This window comes from Pedobacter ginsenosidimutans, assembly GCF_001442625.1.
In the GTDB taxonomy this organism is placed as follows: domain Bacteria; phylum Bacteroidota; class Bacteroidia; order Sphingobacteriales; family Sphingobacteriaceae; genus Pedobacter; species Pedobacter ginsenosidimutans.
This window is the reverse complement of the sequence record NZ_LMZQ01000018.1, coordinates 23,261-42,982: the sequence shown is the minus strand read 5'-3', so window position 1 is coordinate 42,982 and position 19,722 is coordinate 23,261. Positions and strand designations below refer to the sequence as shown.

At 39.9% G+C, this 19,722-nt stretch carries 14 protein-coding genes; 6 read left to right on the top strand and 8 right to left on the bottom strand.

What is annotated here, in order from left to right:
* Positions 1-5 precede the first annotated feature (5 nt).
* A complete protein-coding gene (gene map / locus ASU31_RS19270) occupies positions 6-806 on the top strand; it encodes a type I methionyl aminopeptidase (RefSeq protein ID WP_057933913.1) in 801 nt (266 codons plus the stop codon).
* Positions 807-882: 76 nt separating this feature from the next.
* Here the strand turns inward: map and ASU31_RS19265 are convergent, their stop codons facing one another.
* Complete coding sequence (locus ASU31_RS19265; RefSeq protein WP_057933912.1) at positions 883-1,887, bottom strand: 2-hydroxyacid dehydrogenase; 1,005 nt, start codon at positions 1,885-1,887, stop codon at positions 883-885.
* A 63-nt stretch (positions 1,888-1,950) separates the two neighbouring features.
* Positions 1,951-4,704, bottom strand: coding sequence for a glycoside hydrolase family 2 protein (locus ASU31_RS19260; protein ID WP_057933911.1), 2,754 nt, complete (start codon positions 4,702-4,704; stop codon positions 1,951-1,953).
* A gap of 194 nt (positions 4,705-4,898) precedes the next feature.
* Between ASU31_RS19260 and ASU31_RS19255 the strand changes: the two genes are divergently transcribed.
* The 3 genes from ASU31_RS19255 to ASU31_RS19245 all read left to right on the top strand — a co-directional run bounded on the left by ASU31_RS19255 (position 4,899) and on the right by ASU31_RS19245 (position 8,683).
* Positions 4,899-5,162 carry a hypothetical protein gene (locus ASU31_RS19255; protein WP_057933910.1) on the top strand — a complete coding sequence of 88 codons (264 nt, stop codon included), beginning with the start codon at positions 4,899-4,901 and terminating at the stop codon, positions 5,160-5,162.
* Positions 5,163-5,170: 8 nt separating this feature from the next.
* Positions 5,171-5,356: an RNA-binding protein gene (locus ASU31_RS19250; protein WP_057933909.1), complete on the top strand. Its 186-nt coding sequence runs from the start codon at positions 5,171-5,173 to the stop codon at positions 5,354-5,356.
* Between the two features lie 621 nt (positions 5,357-5,977).
* A complete protein-coding gene (locus tag ASU31_RS19245; protein ID WP_057933908.1) occupies positions 5,978-8,683 on the top strand; it encodes a TonB-dependent receptor in 2,706 nt (901 codons plus the stop codon).
* Positions 8,684-8,835: 152 nt separating this feature from the next.
* Here ASU31_RS19245 and ASU31_RS19240 read toward each other — a convergent pair whose 3' ends face one another.
* Positions 8,836-9,960, bottom strand: coding sequence for an AI-2E family transporter (locus ASU31_RS19240; protein ID WP_057933907.1), 1,125 nt, complete (start codon positions 9,958-9,960; stop codon positions 8,836-8,838).
* A gap of 361 nt (positions 9,961-10,321) precedes the next feature.
* On the opposite strand from ASU31_RS19240, the gene mnmE reads away from it, so the two are divergent.
* The gene (gene mnmE / locus ASU31_RS19235) at positions 10,322-11,680 is read left to right on the top strand and encodes a tRNA uridine-5-carboxymethylaminomethyl(34) synthesis GTPase MnmE (protein WP_057933906.1); all 1,359 of its coding nucleotides are present in this window, start codon (positions 10,322-10,324) and stop codon (positions 11,678-11,680) included.
* Between the two features lie 160 nt (positions 11,681-11,840).
* On the opposite strand, the gene ASU31_RS19230 is transcribed toward mnmE, so the two are convergent.
* The 3 genes from ASU31_RS19230 to ASU31_RS19220 all read right to left on the bottom strand — a co-directional run bounded on the left by ASU31_RS19230 (position 11,841) and on the right by ASU31_RS19220 (position 18,099).
* Complete coding sequence (locus tag ASU31_RS19230; RefSeq protein WP_167346209.1) at positions 11,841-13,274, bottom strand: RagB/SusD family nutrient uptake outer membrane protein; 1,434 nt, start codon at positions 13,272-13,274, stop codon at positions 11,841-11,843.
* A 20-nt stretch (positions 13,275-13,294) separates the two neighbouring features.
* Positions 13,295-16,417: a SusC/RagA family TonB-linked outer membrane protein gene (locus tag ASU31_RS19225; protein WP_425339037.1), complete on the bottom strand. Its 3,123-nt coding sequence runs from the start codon at positions 16,415-16,417 to the stop codon at positions 13,295-13,297.
* 524 nt (positions 16,418-16,941) lie between these two features.
* Positions 16,942-18,099, bottom strand: coding sequence for a FecR family protein (locus tag ASU31_RS19220; protein ID WP_057933903.1), 1,158 nt, complete (start codon positions 18,097-18,099; stop codon positions 16,942-16,944).
* 172 nt (positions 18,100-18,271) lie between these two features.
* Between ASU31_RS19220 and ASU31_RS19215 the strand changes: the two genes are divergently transcribed.
* Complete coding sequence (locus ASU31_RS19215) at positions 18,272-18,862, top strand: RNA polymerase sigma factor (RefSeq protein ID WP_057933902.1); 591 nt, start codon at positions 18,272-18,274, stop codon at positions 18,860-18,862.
* Positions 18,863-19,086: 224 nt separating this feature from the next.
* Here ASU31_RS19215 and ASU31_RS19210 read toward each other — a convergent pair whose 3' ends face one another.
* Entirely contained in the window at positions 19,087-19,323 is a 237-nt protein-coding gene (locus ASU31_RS19210) for a hypothetical protein (RefSeq protein ID WP_057933901.1), read from the bottom strand.
* A 25-nt stretch (positions 19,324-19,348) separates the two neighbouring features.
* On the bottom strand, positions 19,349-19,660 hold the full coding sequence (locus tag ASU31_RS19205) for a hypothetical protein (RefSeq protein WP_057933900.1): 312 nt from the start codon (positions 19,658-19,660) through the stop codon (positions 19,349-19,351).
* Positions 19,661-19,722: the final 62 nt, after the last annotated feature.

The window sequence follows — 19,722 nt, the reverse complement described above, 5'->3', positions numbered from 1 at the left end:
CGGCAATGATTTTATATAAAACCAACGAAGAAGTAGAACTGATGCAGATCAGTGCCCTACTGGTGAGCGATACCCTTGCAGAAGTAGCTAAAATATTAAAGCCAGGCATTACAACTCTTGAAATTGATAGAATAGCCAACGAATTTATACTCGATAATGGCGCCGTACCTTCATTTTACAACTATAATGGTTTTCCATTTCATATTATTACCTCGGTAAACGATGTGGTTGTACATGGCTTTCCGACTAAAGATGAGCTGAAAGATGGCGATATTATCTCAGTAGATGTGGGTACCATAAAAAACGGTTTTCACGGCGATCATGCTTATACCTTTATCATCGGCGAAGTATCGCCAGCGGTACTAAACCTGGTAAAAACAACTAAAGAATCGCTTTTTCTTGGAATTAAAGAAGCTGTTGTGGGCAAACGCATTGGCGATATTGGTGCAGCAATCCAAAGTCATAACGAAAAGCAGGGTTACGGCGTAGTAAGAGATCTGGTAGGCCATGGCTTGGGTAAAGATATGCACGAAGATCCACAGGTGCCGAATTATGGTCGAAAAGGTAACGGTTTACTCTTAAGAGAAAACCTGGTGCTGGCCATAGAACCTATGATAAATATGGGCAAAAAAGATGTGTTTCTAGATGAAGACGGCTGGACGATCAGAACTGCTGACGGAAGTCCATCTGTACATTTTGAGCATGATGTATGCATTAAAAAAGGGGAGGCACTTATTCTTTCTAACTATGCCCCTATCGAGGCCGCAGAAAAGCAGAACAGCAACCTTAATACTTCATATTATTAAATAGCAACAATGCGCGCATGGAGATTTTGATGAGATCAGCTTCTCAAAAACTCCTTGCGTTTGTTCCTCTACCTTGTTACACCAATATTGCATCCGAAACTATCTCTTCAACATTATCTTCCAACAACATTTTAACCGTTTTTAGGGTAGACGCTGCAATTTCTGCCAGGGCTTCTTGTGTAAAAAAAGCCTGATGCCCGGTAACCAAAACATTCGGAAAACTAATTAGTCGCTGAATATCATCATCACCAATAATACTTCCGGAAAGATCTTTAAAAAAGAGTTGTTCTTCCTGCTCATACACATCAATTCCCAGTGCCGCAAGCTGACCTGTTTTTAGTGCTTCAATCACTTCACGTGTATTAATCAATCCGCCTCTACTTGTATTGATCAGCGTAACACCTTTTTTCATCGTCGATAAGCTATTTGATCCAATCAAATAATGGTTTTCTGGTGTAAGCGGGCAATGCAGCGAAATAATATCGGCTTCTTTTATTACTTCATGAAAAGGCAAATATTTTACTCCCGCACTTTGTAATGATTTACTCACAAAAGGATCTGAAGCCAGTACAGTACAGCCAAAACCAAGCATAATTTTACAGAAAGCAGCGCCAATTTTTCCTGTGCCGATTACCCCTACTGTTTTGCCAAAAAGATTGAAACCCATTAAACCTGAAAGCGAAAAATTCTGTTCACGCACGCGGTTATAGGCCTTATGGGTTTTACGGTTTAGCGTAAGCAACATGGCTACTGCATGTTCTGCAACAGCCTGTGGCGAATATGCCGGAACGCGGCAAACGCGAATTCCGTATTGTTTGGCAGCATCCAGCTCTACATTGTTAAAGCCAGCACAACGCAAAGCAATAACTTTCACCCCTTTTTGCGCCAGTATGGCTATTACATCAGCTGTTAGTTTATCGTTCACAAATACACAAACGGCATCAGTACCTACTTTTATCGCGTCGGCAATATGAGGTCCCAGATGAGTTTCCCAAAATTCTAATTCAAAATCATAATGTTTATTACAGCTTTCAAAAAATTCGCGGTCGTAAGGCTTCGCAGAAAAAAATACAATCTTCATATCGTTAAAAATACGGATTAAATAGGATTCTGCTGTCCTGTTTTAACCTAGGGATCAAAACGCTTATTTTCCAAAATCAAATAATAGTGTCCCCTTAAAAGTTTTTCCATCTGTCTTGTTTTTCTGGCTTTGAGGTCCCAATAATAAAGCCGACTGAAACTTGGTCCCGATGGCACTTATCCCTTTTAAGAAACCGATATTCCCTTCTGGAAAAGCGGGCTCTACATTATTGTTGCTTAATGCCGCAGCTTCACGGGCAGGCCTGAACATTTGCAGATAAGTATCCTGATCGGGTATATAAACCGTAAATGAGGCTTCTTTATTTTCTACAGTTACCCAGTTCACTTCGGCATGATAACCTTTAAACTCAGGGTAACCCCAGGTTTCGCCGGTAATCGAATTATTGTAATCCTTATGCCAAACTCCAAACTGCTGCCCTTTTAACCTGTTTTTCCAAACCCGGTACGGGCCACGGCCAAGGTATTTTATTCCGGTAATTTTATCCTCGGGATAATTAAAGGTAATACCCATAAAATCAGCATCGCCCTGTTGGTTAAATTGATATTCGAGTTTTACCAGCTTTCCGGTTTCAAATGTCCACTTCGCATGCAAATTACCAGCACCCTGATAATCAGATTCAACGATATACTTTGCTCCTTCTGCTTTATGGCTGAAATTTTTCAATTCGGTATTTACACCAGCCAACACAGGGCCTTTTGACAAAGAAATAATGGTATTCCCTTTAACAACTTTCTCCAGATAACCCGTTGCCTTTTCAAAATAGTAGCTCATACCATCCTGTTTAATCAGGAGCGACTGGTTAGTTTCTTCGGCTTTTACTACTGAATTGGACAGAGTAGTTTCTCGCTTCTCTGCAATCAAGCGGGCAGTTTTTATTGGCCAGCTCCAGGTAAATATTTCCTTCTTATCAGTTCCATAAGCGGTTAAATATAAGGCATCACTTTGTGTCCACGATTTTGGCAAAGCCAGATCAAGCGTACCTTTTGCGCCAGGTTTAAGCTTATAAACCGTTGCTCCACTGGTATTTACAATAGCTTTTGTGCCCGCTGTGTTAGCCTGTGGGAAACTAAGCAATTTCCATTTAAAAGTGCATTGATCAAGATCGGTAAAATTGAATCGGTTCTCGACCGCGATTTTACCATTAAAATCCCGATCAATTTTTGGCAGATCGACAAAAACCGGAGACCATATCTCTTTTATGGTATAAAAACTGGCTTCCTTTTCGCGATGTGGGCCAACAATTCCATCAGGGGCATGGTTTCCATCACCATCATAAATACCGTTTTTATCTGTGCGGATTACGTTTTCATCCACCAAAGCCCAAATAAAACCACCGGCACCATGCGGGTGAATCAGCATCTGATTCCAGAAATCATCCAAAGCCGCACCAGCGCCACCATCATAAAGCGCGTGCATAAATTCAGTCGGAAAGAAAACCTCCTGTCCTGAAGTAGCGGCCTTAACCATATAATTATAATCTGGGTAATGTTTGGTATCGGTTCCGTTAAATTTCTCCCATGGGTGAATTACGGTACGTTTCTGCGGATCGTATAAGGCATAATCATTATCAAGATCGGTATTAAAACCTCCCTCATTGCCATTGGCCCAAAAAATAATAGATGGATGGTTTACATCTCTGATTACAAGTTCTTTTACGAGCCTGTGCCCTATTGTGTTATCGTATTTTGCCTGCCAGCCCGTTAATTCATTAATCACATACAATCCTAAGGAGTCGCAAATATCCAAAAATTCTGCATCGGGTGGATAATGCGACATGCGAACGGCGTTCATGTTCATTTCTTTCATTAACCTCACATCCATCAAGTGCACCTCACGGCTTAAGGTACGTCCGCTTTCGGGCCAAAAGCTGTGGCGGTTAACACCTTTTAAAATCATTTTCGAACCATTAACATAAAAACCGTCGCCATTACGCAGTTCAAGCGTTCTAAAACCGAACTTTTGTTTTACCTGATGAATAATTTTCTGTTTATTTTTGATCCGCACCACCACCTGATATAAATTGGGAAATTCACTGCTCCATAATAAAGGGTTTGAGAATGTAGCCTTAAGGGTCTGCATACCATTCTCTAAATTCGCCTTTACAGCAAATGCTTTTCCCACATTTTCGCCAGTTAATTTTTTCACCTGGGCTTCAAGAATATCATCTGCGTCCAAATTCTGACCATAAACATCAAGCTGAAAAGTTCCATCGGCCTTAGCATTAACCGCAACTCTTTCTATAAATTTGTTTGGTACAGTTTCGAGGTAAACCGGACGGAAGATGCCACCAAAAATCCAAAAATCGCTCGTTCTTTCTGCTTTATTAATCGATGCATTTGCCGATACTTTATCAACCGTAACTTCCAATAGGTTCTTCTGGTCGGGTTTTAATAGTGTGGTAATATCATATTTAAACCGATAAAACCCGCCCTGGTGCAGATCTCCGGCCAGCTTTCCGTTAATACTAACCTTAGTATCGGTCATAGCGCCTTCAAAAACCAGGAACACTTTTTTCCCTATTATTTTACCCATCGGAAATTCATAACGGTAAATGCCCTGTTCGCTGGCTTTAACTTTATCGTGCCCATAGTTGTAACTTCCAAAACCCTGTAATTCCCAGTTAGATGGTACAGGTATTTTAGTCCATATGCCGCTTTTACGACCGGCAGTACAATAAAAATCCCATTGTTTGGTATGGTCTTTATCTGTTCCGGAAAGATAAGTTTTAGTAGTTTCCTGCGAAAAGCCCACGAAAGAAATCAATGGCAACAATAAAGATATTAATCTTTTGATCATGATATATTTGGTATTAGCATTAAAACAACATCAGTATTCAACCAAAAATAATGGTTTTAGATTTATTAAACAGAACGTTTACAAGATAATGGAATTTGTGCTTAGATGAGACTGGATAACCAGCATTTTACATTTTTCATTGTTCAGGATATTAAAAATTTAATAATTTTACTAATAACCCTAACGCATCTGCTATGAAAAACAACAAACTATCCGAACTTAGCCTAACCGAATTAAATAAACAGAAAAAACAACTGAGTGGCCTGTTAATTGGAAGTGCTGTTGTGATGCTGCTGTTGTTCGCTGCACTTTTATACCTGATTATTAAAAGACAGAACTTTGTACTCCTTGCTGTTATTCCCGGATGTATGCTAGCTTGGTTACCCGTTGCAATTAAATTAAGTCAATTAAATGCTGAAATAAAATTACGGGGTTCAGATGTAAACTCAAACCTGTAAAAACTAAAATGGAAACAACAAATTTAAAAGATGGCGACTACTGTGTTGTGGTTAAAGGGACGCATATCGGTAAGTCTGGCAAGGTAAGCGATATAAACACGAGTAAAACAGGCCATATTACCATTACTGTAGAACAAGACAATGCTGTTCGGTTTAAAACCCTTGGCCGGAATGTAGTACTGAAGGACAATTGATTTCTCAAAAATCAATATGAATCATGTATATAACTGATTATTTTTTGCCTTATAGCTCACTTTACCCAAATATTTCCCGCTGATTTTGCAGATCACCGCAGATTAACTTTACAGGTTTTTGTTGGCCTGGATTTGTGAACTGGTTTAGCCATTTTGCAATTGCAAATCGTGTCTAGTTTTTTATTTATTTTTAGCTTTACGATACAAACCATTGTTCTTAAACCCGATCGGCGTGCAAAGCCCGCAGACCCGAAGTATGAGGGTGAGGACTTGGAACAAAGAGCGGGGCGGCAGGCCTCCAAGGATCATTGTCCGTTCATTTCCAAATCTTTTTGAAACGCAAAACCTAAAGTGCAGTCATGCTGAGGGATAAATCACCTCCAACTATCGTCTCGATCGAAGTGAGATCTTTTAACATCGTTCAAAGATTTCTCCATTCCACTACGTTCCAGTCGAAATGACGCCCAATTTTTAGAAATCTTTCATTAATAGAAATCACCTCCAATTATCGTCATCCGATAGCTATCGGACGCGAGAAGGCTTATTATTTAGCCTGATATATCGGCTAAAGAAAGCAAAGGAAACACCTCATTTACAGCTAAAACAGCCAAAATCAGTAACATGTTGATTACGCTGAACAGGGTTAACGCGCTGCTCCGTACTTTTATGCCACACACAAATAAATTCATGAGGGCTTTTACTAAATCGATTTTGCTATTTCTGCTCTTTGCAGGTTTTTTTACAAACAGTAATGCACAAAATTATGCCGTTAAGGGTATAGTGTTAGATACTGCAGGTTTACCACTACCCGGTGCGGTAGTTAGGATTAAATTTGGTACCGACAGTATAGGCACCTCTGCCAATCCTGATGGTACATTTGCATTGGATAAAATTAAATCTAAACAGTTTACCTTATCAGCAGCTTTTATCGGCTTCGATACCTTTATTAAACAGTATCAGATCGAAAAGGGTAATATTTTAAACATCACTGACATCAGGCTTAAACCATCAGCGAACACCCTGGAGGGCGTAGTGATTTCGGGTGTTCCTCCTGTTAAAGTAACCGAAGATACCGTGAGTTTTAGCGCCAGGGCCTTTCCGGTTAGAGATGGTGATGCGGTTGATGAAGTGTTGAAAAAACTACCCGGCATTAAGGTAGACAAAGATGGGAATGTAACCAGTCAGGGTTCGCCTGTAACCAAAATACGTGTTAACGGTAAAGATTTCTTTGGCACAGATGTAGCCACAGCCATTAAAAATCTTCCTGCCGATATTATCAAAAACCTTCAGTTTATCGACGATTATGGCGATCAGGCCAAACTTACAGGTATTAAAACAGGTGGGCCGGAAAAGGTGCTGAACCTGACCATTGAAGAAGATAAAAAGAAAGGCTATTTTGCCAGGGCCTCTGCAGGTTTGGGCAATGCCGATCGCTATAATACCAATATACGGGGAAATAGCATGAAGGGTGAGCAGCAGATTTCATTCGATGCCACCTCGGCCAATGCCAATATGCGTGGTGGTGGCGGCGATGGCATTACCACCAGAAACGTTGCCGGACTTAATTATAAAAATGAGTTTAACAGCAAACTCTCTGCAGATGCCGGATATAATTTTAACAACAATAAAAACAACACCATCAGTTCTACCTATACACAAAGTGTATTACAAGATGCAGGACAAAATCCGCTGACCAGGCTTGAAGATGCCCGCAACAACAGCAAAAGCGATAACTATAGCCATTGGTTTGGCGGTAATCTGGAGTATAAAATAGATACGATGAATTACCTTAAAATTTCTCCAAACTTTTCTTACAATACCAATAGTGGTAATAATACGGGTAGCTCACTCATTACCCAGGATACCTTGTTTACGCGAAGAGAAAGCAATAATTTAAGTAATTCGAATAACCTGAATGCCCGTACCAACATATTTTATAACCATAAATTTCTGAAGAAAGGCCGGAACCTGAGTTCTTGGGGTAACATCAATTATACCAATGGCGAAAATTTTGGCAATGTATATAACAAGTATTTCAACTTCGAGGGTAAAGGAGTCGATTCAGTGCAAAACCTGTTAAACAATCAAAACAATAGGAATTTAGGGCTTAACATTGGGGCATCATACATGGAGCCACTTTGGAAAAAAACCTTTTTAGAAGTAAATTACAGTTGGAACCGATCATCGACGAATAATTTAAGAGATACTTATAACGTAGTTGAAGGCAATGAAGTGTTTAACCCAAAACTGAGTAACATTTACGATTACCAGTTTATCACCAATAAAATAGGGTTAAATTACAGGTATATTGGCGAAAAGCTAAACTATACCCTAGGCATAAACACACAGCCAGCCTTACTTCAGGGACAAAATTTAAGTAATAATATTGAAACCGTTAACCGTACTTTTAACCTCATTCCTTCTGGTCGGTTTTCGTATAAATTTTCTAACCAGCAATCGCTGGATGTAAATTATTGGGGAAGAAATAACCAACCTGGATTCTTACAATTGCAACCTATATCCGACAATTCCAACCTACAGAACGTGGTTACGGGGAATCCTAATCTAAAGCCCGAATTTATCCACAGTATCAATGCCCATTACAAACAAGCAGATTGGAGTGCAGGAAAAGTGATCATGGCTAATTTCAAGTACGAACGCACTAACGATAGGATTGTAACCACTAAAGAGCGTGTACCCGGCACTGTTAATCAGCGTACCAGTTACATTAACACAGACGGATATTACACGTTACAAGGCGATTACAATATTAGTAAACCGCTCTCGCCGGAGCGAAAGTTTACCATTGGTTACTCTGGTTCGGGACAGTTGAACAACAACATTACTTTTACCGATGATAGCAGAATAGAAGCGCGTAATATGGCCTGGCGCCAGGAACTCGAATTTAGAGTGGACCTGAAAGATATTGTCAACTTTGAGGTAGAAACCTCTTATTCGCAAAACCTGACCAAATATTCGAATGATACGTTTACCGACCGCCAGTCTAACCGTTTTGAGTGTGGTATAGAAGGCCGCAATTATTTCTTTAAAGACCTTACACTGGGCTACGATTTCACCAAGCAGATTAACTCAGGTTTTGATAATAGTGCGGTGCGCAATCCAACATTACTTCGTTTATCGATGGAATATAAGTTTATGAAGAACGATATGGCTGCAATCCGTGTAGAAGGATTCGATCTTTTTGATCAGAACTCAGGGATATCAAGAGATGTATTCGATAACGAAATTGTAGATAGGCAAGTGAACCGATTGGGAAGGTATTTTATGTTATCACTGATTTATAGAGTGCGTAAATTTGGAGGTTAAGATTAGCTTACATTTTTTCACGAAGAAGAGAGATTAATATCGTCTGTGTTTATCTTCTTAAATCTGCGGGAAAACCATGCACCAACTGCTCCCGCAGATTACACTGATTGCCGCAGAACTAAATACATTTTCTATCCTCCATTTTCACAAGCCTATCCATTTTCTATTCCAGTTTTAGTAGCCACTGGTTTTTTCTTCCTAAAGTTGGGGAAAGTCATAGGGCTTTTAGCCGGACGTTCATCTCCAAGTAATACACCCCATTGTTTGAATGACTCTGTACGATCGAATACAATTTTGAGTACAGCCACAATAGGTAATGCGAGGAACATTCCCGAAACCCCGGCTATACTGCCACCAATAAATACCCCGAGGATGGCAAATAAGGCATTTATTTTTACCTTAGAGCCCACAATACGTGGCATAAGTATGTTGTTATCTAAAAATTGAACAAATGCAATTACGCCTAAAACGGTAATTACCGGCCATAATTCTTGCGATGAAGTAAGCGTAAGCAGCACTCCTATTAAGTTGCCAATTAAGGCACCTACATAAGGGATCAGGTTTAAGATGGCAAAGATTACCCCGATTAATAAAGCATGTTTTATACCGATTAACATCAATATTCCGCCCAATAAAATGGTCATATAGGTGATCTGAATTAACAGTCCGATCAGATAACTTTTAATGATCGATTCGGTTTCATAAATGGCTTCTTTCACTTTTGGATGATCATCCGTTTTAAACCACATAAAGATAAAGCGCAATAAAATGTCTTTATAAAAAAGCATCAGATAAATATAAATGGGCAACAAACCGATAAATACAAAAATGCCACTTAAGGTAACAGCAGCACCACCTGCAAGCGAGGTACCCATGTTCATCAGATCGTCGCTTTTAGTTTTTATGAAGGCTTTTTGCTGTTTATCATCGTAATGGGTAATGCGACTGATCCAATCGCTTAATGAATTGATATGCTGTGTTACGTTCGCTTTTATCTGCGGGAAATCTTTAACCAAAATGCCAATCTGGTTCGAAAAAAACCAAACAATTAAGGCTACAAAGAGCGCTACCAATAAAATAGATAAGATAATGGCTAACGATTCGGGTATTTTTTTTCTTTTTAGAAAGCGATACACCGGTAGTAACATAATGCTGATAAAAAAAGCCATCAACATCGGCATGATAATATCTCTTCCGATTACCATAACGGCAACAATGGCCATCAGACCCAATAATTCTATCGATCGTTTAACGGTCAGGGGTAAATTGTTCGTCATAAAAAGCTTATTCTGATTTGAGGTTTAAACACAATCGGTGTTAAAATGTTTTAAGATAAGCTTTAATATTGAAAAGCGGAACGAGTTTATAGTCCGAGGTTGGCAGTCTGGAGTCCGAAGTCAATTAACCGATTAACCAGTTTGGAGTTGAGCGCTTGGAGTTGGGAGCCAATTAACCAATTTCCCCCGCTATATGTCAATCTGAACGGAGTCGAAGGGCTGATAGTTTATTCGGAGTTGAGCGTTTGGCGTCAGTGAATCTATTTCAACAATTAACCGATTAACCGATGCTTAAAAAAATTACTTCCCTTACACGATATACCCACAGATTAGCCTTATTTTTGCAGCTTTAATACCGCACATGAACAATCAAGATACCATTATTGCTTTATCTACTCCCTCAGGTTCTGGCGCCATTGGCGTAATCCGTTTATCGGGTCCGGAGGCGATCTCCCTTACCAATTCCGTATTTGCAGGAAAAGATTTAGAAAAGCAGGCCTCACATACTTTACATTTTGGCCTGGTTAAAGATGGCGATCATATTGTTGATGAAGTAGTGGCCGGTTTGTTTGTTGCCCCAAAATCGTATACCAAAGAAAACGTGGTCGAAATTTCCTGTCATGGCTCTAACTACATTATCCAACAGATTATTAACCTGTTAATTAGCAAAGGAGCCCGCGCTGCCAAACCTGGCGAATTTACCTTACGTGCCTTTTTAAACGGTGCTTTCGATCTAAGTCAGGCAGAAGCAGTAGCCGATTTAATTGCCTCAAATTCGAAGGCTTCGCATGATGTGGCCATGCAACAGATGCGTGGCGGCTTTGCCAACGAATTAAAAGGATTACGGGAACAATTGATCCATTTCGCTTCGATGATTGAGCTTGAACTTGATTTTGCTGAAGAGGATGTAGAGTTTGCCAACCGCGAGCAGTTGAAAAACCTGGTAAACAAAATCAATTACGTTCTACAACGTTTAATCTCCTCTTTCGAAATGGGAAATGTGATTAAAAATGGAGTTCCAATTGTTATAGCAGGTAAACCTAATGTGGGTAAATCTACCCTATTAAATGCCCTCCTGAACGAAGAACGCGCTATTGTTTCGGATATTGCCGGAACCACACGCGATACCATTGAAGACGAACTCACCATAGGCGGCATCGTTTTCCGTTTTATCGATACGGCCGGAATCCGCGATACTGCTGATATTATCGAAGCTTTAGGCGTAGAACGTACCTTAGAGAAAATGAAACAGGCCAAACTGATTATTTATATGGCCGATGCTGCTCAAAGTATTTCAGAAATTGAAGAGCAGATTCGGGGTTTAACGCAATTGGCCATCCCCTATTTAATTTTAGTAAATAAAGCCGACCTCATTGCAGATGCGCAACGTAAGGCTTTCGAAGCTTTAGATGTTGTTTTTATTTCCGCTAAAGAGAAACAAGGTATCGATGAATTAAAAACCACTTTATTGGAGCAGGTTAACTTGCATCACATTAATACCAGCGAAACCCTGGTGACGAATATCCGCCATGTAGAAGCTTTAAAACAAACCGAGCATGCGCTGCAAAGGGTTTTGGCCAATGTAGACAATCCGGTTACATCAGATTTTTTAGCAATGGATATTAAACAGGCACTGCATTATCTTGGTGAAATTACAGGCACAGTAACTACCGATGATTTGTTGGAAAATATATTTACAAAGTTCTGTATCGGCAAATAATCCTCCAAAACAACCACTAATCCTGACAACTTACGACAATTAATAATATGATTATTAATAAGTACATCAATAAAAACAACAAGGCTACAATGATCTCATTGCAGCCCCGTAATATGAAATAACAACCTCAATCTATAAGAGGATTGATGTACTGATCAGCTCAATAACCTGGGTTCTGTTTTAAATTTGGATTGAGCTGAATTTCTCTGGTGGGTATAGGATATAATGCTAATGTTGGCACTACATTTCCAATCAGGCCGTTTGCCGATACATAATTGGTTTTATGGGCCTGCATTACATTGACCATAATCCCCCACCTGATCAAATCGAACCATCTCTCCCCTTCAAAGCAAAGCTCTACCCTTCTTTCATGCTGGATAGCCGTTCTTGCTTCAGCCTGTGATAATCCAGATTTAGCAGTTAGATTGGAGCGTGTACGGACCAGGTTTAGTTGCGTAAGTGCCTGTGGTGTTTTACCATTTTCATTTAAGGCTTCGGCATATAATAAAACAATATCGCTGTAGCGTAAAACCGGCCAGTCATTATCTCCTTCACTATTGGCACCAACGCTCTGATATACAAACTTTTTAGCATAATAATATACTAAAGTTCCTGCACTATATACGCCAATTGCCGTATTTAAGCGATTGTCACCTGCTTCAAAAGTATCATATAAATCTTTTGTCCCGCTGTTGTTACTGTTACCGGTTACAGCGGTAATTGTTGTGCCTGATGGTTGCGGCACAAAGCTTCTTGCAAAAGTATTTCCCTCACCAAAACCGCCGCCAAGATATTGAACAGAGAAAAGAATATCTCTGTTGTTATCTTTTCCCAATCCGAAAATCTGATCGTAAGGCAATAAAGTACCTGCACTTGCAGCCACTGTTGCCAAAATGCTTTCGGCTTGGGTAAATTTACTTTGAAACATATAAACTTTACCCAGCAGTCCATTGGCGGCAATACTTGTAGCGCGGCCAATATCAGTACCGGTATAATTTGCGGGCAGTAATGCAGCAGCTTCTGTTAAATCCTTTTCTATCTGGGCATAAACAGCATCAGCAGCTGCCCTGTTGTAGGTATAGGCCTGTTGCTCTGAGGTGATCTCATTCAATACCAACGGAACCCCACCAAACATCCTAACCAAATTAAAATACATTAAAGCACGAAGAAACTTTGCCTGCCCAATATAGGCATTACGGTTAGCAGTAGTCATCGGTGGCTCAGCAACATGGTCAAGAACAATATTGGCATAAGCGATGGTTGCGTAGAACCTGCCCCATGCATTTTGTAAATTGGTAGAATTGGCCGTCCAGGTTAGTTTATCCTGTTCACCATAAAGTACTTCGCTTTCTCCATAAGTCTGGGCATTATCTGAAGGAAGTTCACCAAAGCCATATTGTTCATTATAAATAGGGCGTAGACTACTGTAAGCCCCCGTAAGGGCCGATTTTATATCTATCTCGGTGGTGTAAAAAGTATTTACAGGAACAATTCCTTTTGGTGTTAATTCTACAAAGGATTTTTTGCAGGAAGTAATGGCCATGCTTAAGATAAGCACGGATATACTGCATATGATGATTTTATTAATTTTCATGATCATTTTTATTAGTGCGGTTAAAAGCCAAAATTGATACCTAAAATAAATGTGCGTGCAGTTGGGTATGTACCTTGATCTACGCCAGGTGTTGTAGGATCTCCTCCCATAATATTCGCCTCGGGGTTGTAACCAGAATATTTAGTTATCAGAAATGGGTTTTGAGCAGTTACATATAACCTTGCAGACTGGATAGATAGTTTACGCAGTAAATTATCGCTAAGCCTGTAACCCAAGGTAATATTTCTAACACGTAAGTATGAACCGTTTTCGACGGCTAAATTGGTCAGTGCAGGCCCTGGCAATGCTCCTGTAGCTATAGGACTGGCATAAAGCACGTCCCTGTTAGGAAATGCGGGATCATAATAATTATTAAAATATTTAGCCAATGAATTCTGGTTGTGATTACCTGTAATGGTTTGCCTGTTATTACCATTAATAATATTCACCCCTTGCACACCCTGAACTAAAATACTCAGATCGAAGTTTTTATATTGGAAACTATTGGTCAGTCCATAGGTAAAATCCGGTAATCCATGTCCTAATTTAGTAACATCACTGGCATCAACCTTTCCATCTCCATTCTGATCTTTGATAATTGGATCTCCGATATTATTACCTGAAGTAGCTTTTGCATTATTGGCCAGATCGGCGGCATTTTTGAAGACACCGATAATCTCATAGCCATACATAATACCCAAAGGATCACCAACTTTAACCTGGTACACATTGTTCCAGCCATTGATAGCCCTTACCGCGGGCAATGCACTAGGCCCACCTAGATCCAATACTTTTGTTTTGTAAGTAGAAAAATTGGCGTTGGCAGTCCAGGTTACCGGCCCTAGTTTAAAGTTGGTATTGGCCGTAAACTCAAAACCTTTATTTTGAAGTTTACCCAAGTTGGCCTGGTAAGTTGAGTTGTAAACACTCGATTGCAATGACGATGTATAACCAATAGCTAAGGGCAAAGCTTTGTTAAGCAACATTCCGTTAGAGTTACGGACAAAATAATCGAAAGTTAAAACGATTTTATTCTGCAATAGGCCGATGTCAGTTCCAATACTGGTCTGGTCATTTTTCTCCCAGGTTAAATCTGGATTGGCAAAGCCAGTTTGCTGCGTACCGAAAATCCTGGAATTACCCGAAGCATAGTTACGGTTTAAGGCAATTGAATTTATATAAGTAAAACTACCGATATTGGCATTCCCCGTGCGGCCATAACCACCCCTTAATTTAAACTCGTTGATACCTATTTTCAATAACGATTCCTTTAAAAACGGTTCTTCAGCAAGCCTCCAGCCCATTGAGAAAGATGGGAAAACGGCAAATTTATTATTTGAGCCAAAACGGGATGAACCATCCTGACGTACTGCGGCAGTGAACAGGTATTTCTTATTGTAATCGTAAGTAAACCTGCCCGCGTATGAAACAAAAGTATTGGCATCAAAAAGCTCGGTACCAACTGTATTTGGTGAGGCTAAGGGACTCTGAACAGAAGTAGTGATAAAGGTACCCGGTAAACCCGCGGTATAATTGATTTGCGATTCATATTTCTGAGCGGAAAACAGTCCCAATAGGTTAAAATGATGCTTCCCGATCTGTTTATCATAAGTTGCCGTATTTTCCCAAACCCAATCGAAACTATTGCGTACATTATCTGAAGCAAAAATACCGGCCAACTGGGGATTCGCTCCCGATGCTGTAGGTGCAGAACTGTATGCCATAGTACCCGGAATATAACCGTGAACCTGCTCGTTTTCCAAAGTTGCGCCAATGTATGTTTTAACTTTTAAACCCGTAATCGGTGTATATTCTAAAAATGCATTGCTTAAAGTCCTAAAAGCTCTCGACCGGTTAACAGATTGACTGAGAATGCCTACGGGATTATAGAAATTGGACGCAGAGAACACAGCTGTTGGAGAAAGATTATAGTTTAATTCCCTGTCGTAGGGTTGCGCAAAATCACCATTGGCACGATATACTGGCACAATAGGCTGAAAAGTTAAGGCCTGGTTAAGCGGGCTGGGCAAATTCAGATCTGCAAGCAATCCCGGTACTCCGATAATAAAATCATTTGGATTTGCTCCCGCGCCACTGGCCTGGCCGGAAGATGGCTGTCTGTACTGCTCTGAAAATGACGGAGAAACTGAAAAGCCAAACTTTACATTTTTAACAATATCCGCATCAAGATTTAAACGGGTATTGTATCTCGTATACTCAGTACCAATTAAAACACCCTTTTGTTTAAACACGCCTGCCGAAGCACTAAAACGAACTTTTTCGCTACCACCGGATGCATTAAATTCGAAGCTGCGTATTGGCGCAGTTCTAAAAATTTCTTTTTGCCAGTCTACATCAGGGAGTGCTGAGATATCACCATCCAAAATTGCAGGATACTGTAAATTCTTAATCCGGCTTAAGGCTTTTACCTGTTGCACATACTGCTCTTTACCTAAGACATCGATATACTTGTTTACTTCTTGTATACCCGAATAGGCGGAGACCGAAAATACCGTTTTCCCTGCCTTTCCTCTTTTGGTTGTAACAATAACAACTCCATTTGCCGCCCTTGAACCATAAATAGCAGCCGAAGCGGCATCTTTTAGTACTTCTACCGATTCTATATCACTAGGATTGATCAGGTTAAAGTTTGCAGCAGTCTCCAGTGGATAACCATCTACAACATAAAGCGGATCATTTGATGAACTAAGTGAACTTACTCCACGTACCCTGATGGTTGGGGCCGCACCAGGTTTACCACCCTGATCAGACTGGACCTGCACGCCGGCAGCAAGTCCTGCCAAAGCTTCACCCGGAGTACTGACCGGCTGGCTCCCTATATTCTTACCTTCTACCTTTGTAATGGATGAGGTAACAGTGGTACGCGACTGTGTTCCGTAACCTACCACAACTACATCACCGAGCGATTGCGGCGTATCGGCCATGGTTACATTAATTGTTGTTCTGCCACCTAAATTTATTTCCTGGCTTACCATCCCGATAAAGGAAAACACCAAGACAGATTTCTGATCAGCCACTTTAATGGAATAGGCCCCGCCATTATCAGAAACCACCCCGGTCTTGGTCCCCTTTACCAGTACGCTAACACCTGGCAAACCTACTCCCTTCGCATCGGTAATCATGCCACTTACCACAATAACCTGAAGCGGGAGTTTTATAACCTGGATCTTTTTCTTGATTACAATAGTTGAATTATCTCCAAATACCATTTCTACGGTCTGGCTGGAAAAACAGGCTTCCAAAACCTTTTGAAGCGGTGTATTTTTGAACCTTACAGTAACCGGGACAGAACCACTGATCACATTTGCATCGCAGATAAAATTGTATCCGGTCTGCTTGGTCAATTGGTTCAGAACTTCCCGTAGCGGGGCGTCTTTAACATTGATGCTTACCTGCTGGGCAAAACTCCCGGCACTGGCGTGTAAAAAGGCGACCATTATCAAAATGATTGTAAGTCTCATAACTCGAAGGATTTTTTGCGTATAGCAAGAGATATCCCCGCACTGAAGTGCAGTAAAAATTTTATACATTTGGTTAGGATTAAATAGTTGTTGTTTGAATGATTGTTTCGATCCAAATTAGTTTTACACTAATCAATTCCGGGAGTGGTCTCAAGCACTTCCGGTTTTTGGATCCGCTAAAGTATTTATCTGACTATAACGGTGACCCTCCTTTCTTCAGTTACAAACCGAACTTTATCTGTTAATTCAATATTTCTAAGCAGGCTTTTAAGCCCTTTTGAGCGCGAATAATTCCCATCAAAATTAACTCCCGATACATCACCTTTATATTCAACATCTACATCGTACCATCTTGAAATCTTTTTCATAATAGAAACGATATTTTCATTATTGAAGATGAACATATCATTTTTCCAGGCCATCACTTCTTCTAAATCCGCAGGCAGAACCTTTAGCTTTTGCTGCATGGTGTTTACTGCCATCTGACCTGGTTTGATCAGGGTTGAAGTTTTGTTATAACTGATTTTCACAGCGCCTTCCAATAGGGTCGTTGTAATGTTCTGCTCTTCGGCAAAAGCGGTAATATTGAAATGTGTTCCCAGTACTTCTACTTCCTGTTTACCTCCAACATTGACCTTAAATGGCATTTCTTTATTCTTAGCGACCTCAAAATAAGCTTCACCAGTGAGCAGAACCTTCCGTTCCTTACCAATAAATGCTGTTGGGAAACTTAACGAAGAAGAAGAATTGAGCCATACCCGGGTACCATCAGAAAGGGTAATATCATACTTACCACCTCTGGGCACAGTAATCTTGTTTAGTATATTATTCAGATTTTTACCATCAGCTGATATGACAAGGCCATTTCCTGATTTAGAGATATTGGCATTGCCGTTCCTGCCAATGATCCCATTTCTGGAACTATCAAGTTTGATACTTTCCCCATTTGATAAGGTGAGTACTGCGTTGACTGAACCCGGCAAAAAATCTTTAACCTTAATTTCCTTCTTTTTGGCTAAATTGACAGATCCCTTAGGCTTTTCAGTTTTAAAAAAGATTGTGCCCAAATAAACAAATACTAAAAGTGCCGCTGCAATTGCGGCGGCCAGCTGCCATTTGAACATCCTGATCCGAGGCGGATTATCAGTTGTTGATCCCGTTTTGATGCTATTACTGACCCTTTCACGTAAAATTTTGCCCAAACGTTCTTCCTCTTCCTTCGTGATCCTAAGGTCTGAAAGCCCTTGCTCCTCCTGATAGGCGGCAAGCATATGCTCTTCCTGAAGCGTACAGGCTCCCCTGAAATATTTCTCGCAAAGAGAAAGATATTGATCTTCTGTCATTACCGGTTCGACTATGGTTTAAATTTGGCTCTTTAATATTATAGACACCGATTTTTAGCCGCACACACATAAAAAAAATAAAAATTTCAAATAAAACTTTACACGACTTTACAATAGCAGGTGTCATTTTTTATTTTGATTATTAAACCATAGCTTTATTTCAAACAAACATATGCCAACGAGCAACTATACCGATTCTGAATTATTACAGCTTATACTTTTGAATGATGAAAAAGCGTTCAATGCCCTATTCGAACGTCATTGGTCCAAGGTCTATGCAGTATGCTACCGGTATGTCAGAGATGAAGAGTCTGCACTCGAGATTACCCATGATATATTCCTGAATATCTGGAACAAAAGGGCACAGTTAAACATTAACTCTTTCAAAAATTATGTACTCACCAGCGCAAGTTATCGTGGGATTAGAAAAAAACAGCAGATAAATGCTATACCTATTGATTATGTAGAAGACTACAGTCGGGACGGGCATCCACTTACCGTAACCCATCTCTATGCAGCTAACACTGGAGAAGAAAAGATCAGAGCGGAAGAATTCGAAACCAAGATTACGCTCATACTTAGTGAACTTCCCAAAAGATGCCGGGAAATATACCTTTTAAGCAGGAAAGAAAACCTGAGTATCAATGAAATATCCGTCAAATTGAATATTTCTAAGCGAACGGTAGAAAACCAGCTAACAGCTGCTTTAAAGCACTTGAGGCATGGGCTTAAATATTCCGGAATTCTATTAATCCTGATGTAGGAATTACGTTCTTCAAGCGATTACTGTGATAAGACACTTTAATTATTTCTGCCACAACTTATCTGAAAAACAAATAATTAGAACAAAAATCTTTTTCCTGTTGAGGGTCAGTGGCGGTGCGTAATTCGAACCATTTTGTGGACGAATTGATCGAAATAGGAGGTTTTTCAAAAGCTCTGGAAGAATAATCAACCTTATATTTTTTTATATAAATTTGCAGTATACTAATTTACAGGAGCAACTTTGACAGCTTTTGTTGATACAGGAGCAACTTTTGAAGCCGGTGCATATTTGATTGCACGAGTAATTTTCACCTCCTTTTTATTGGATTGTTTATCAATACTACTTTTGGCAAATGTATCGGCTTTTGGTTTTACTGTTTCCTTTTGCCCTGCCGTTTTTTGCGCTTTAAGGCCTGTTACGATTAACAGGGCACTTAAGAGGGTCAAGATCTTTTTCATAATTTCCTGTTTTTATGAGGTAAACTTATTTGTTCTGGTTCTTAGGCTTGATGGCAGTTTTATTTGAATCAGGAACTGTAGCCGGGATAGTATCAAGGCGTTTTTTATTTTTCTTTTTAAATAGGTTATTCAGTTTTTCACCGACTTTGTTTATTGCTTTGTCGGTAACATTGTCGGCCGTTTTATTTATAGCCTGATCCACAGCTTTATCGGTTGATCGGTCAACTGAGTTTGTCGTCGCAGTTTTTGCTTTTTCTTTGAGTTTACGCAATACCTGTGCCTGTGCTATCCCTCCTACGCCAAGGGTAAGGAAAAGGATAAAAATTACTTTTTTCATATTTTCTTTTTTCTAATAAAATTAACCACAGCAGCTATACTGGTCAATCATTAAAAAAGATG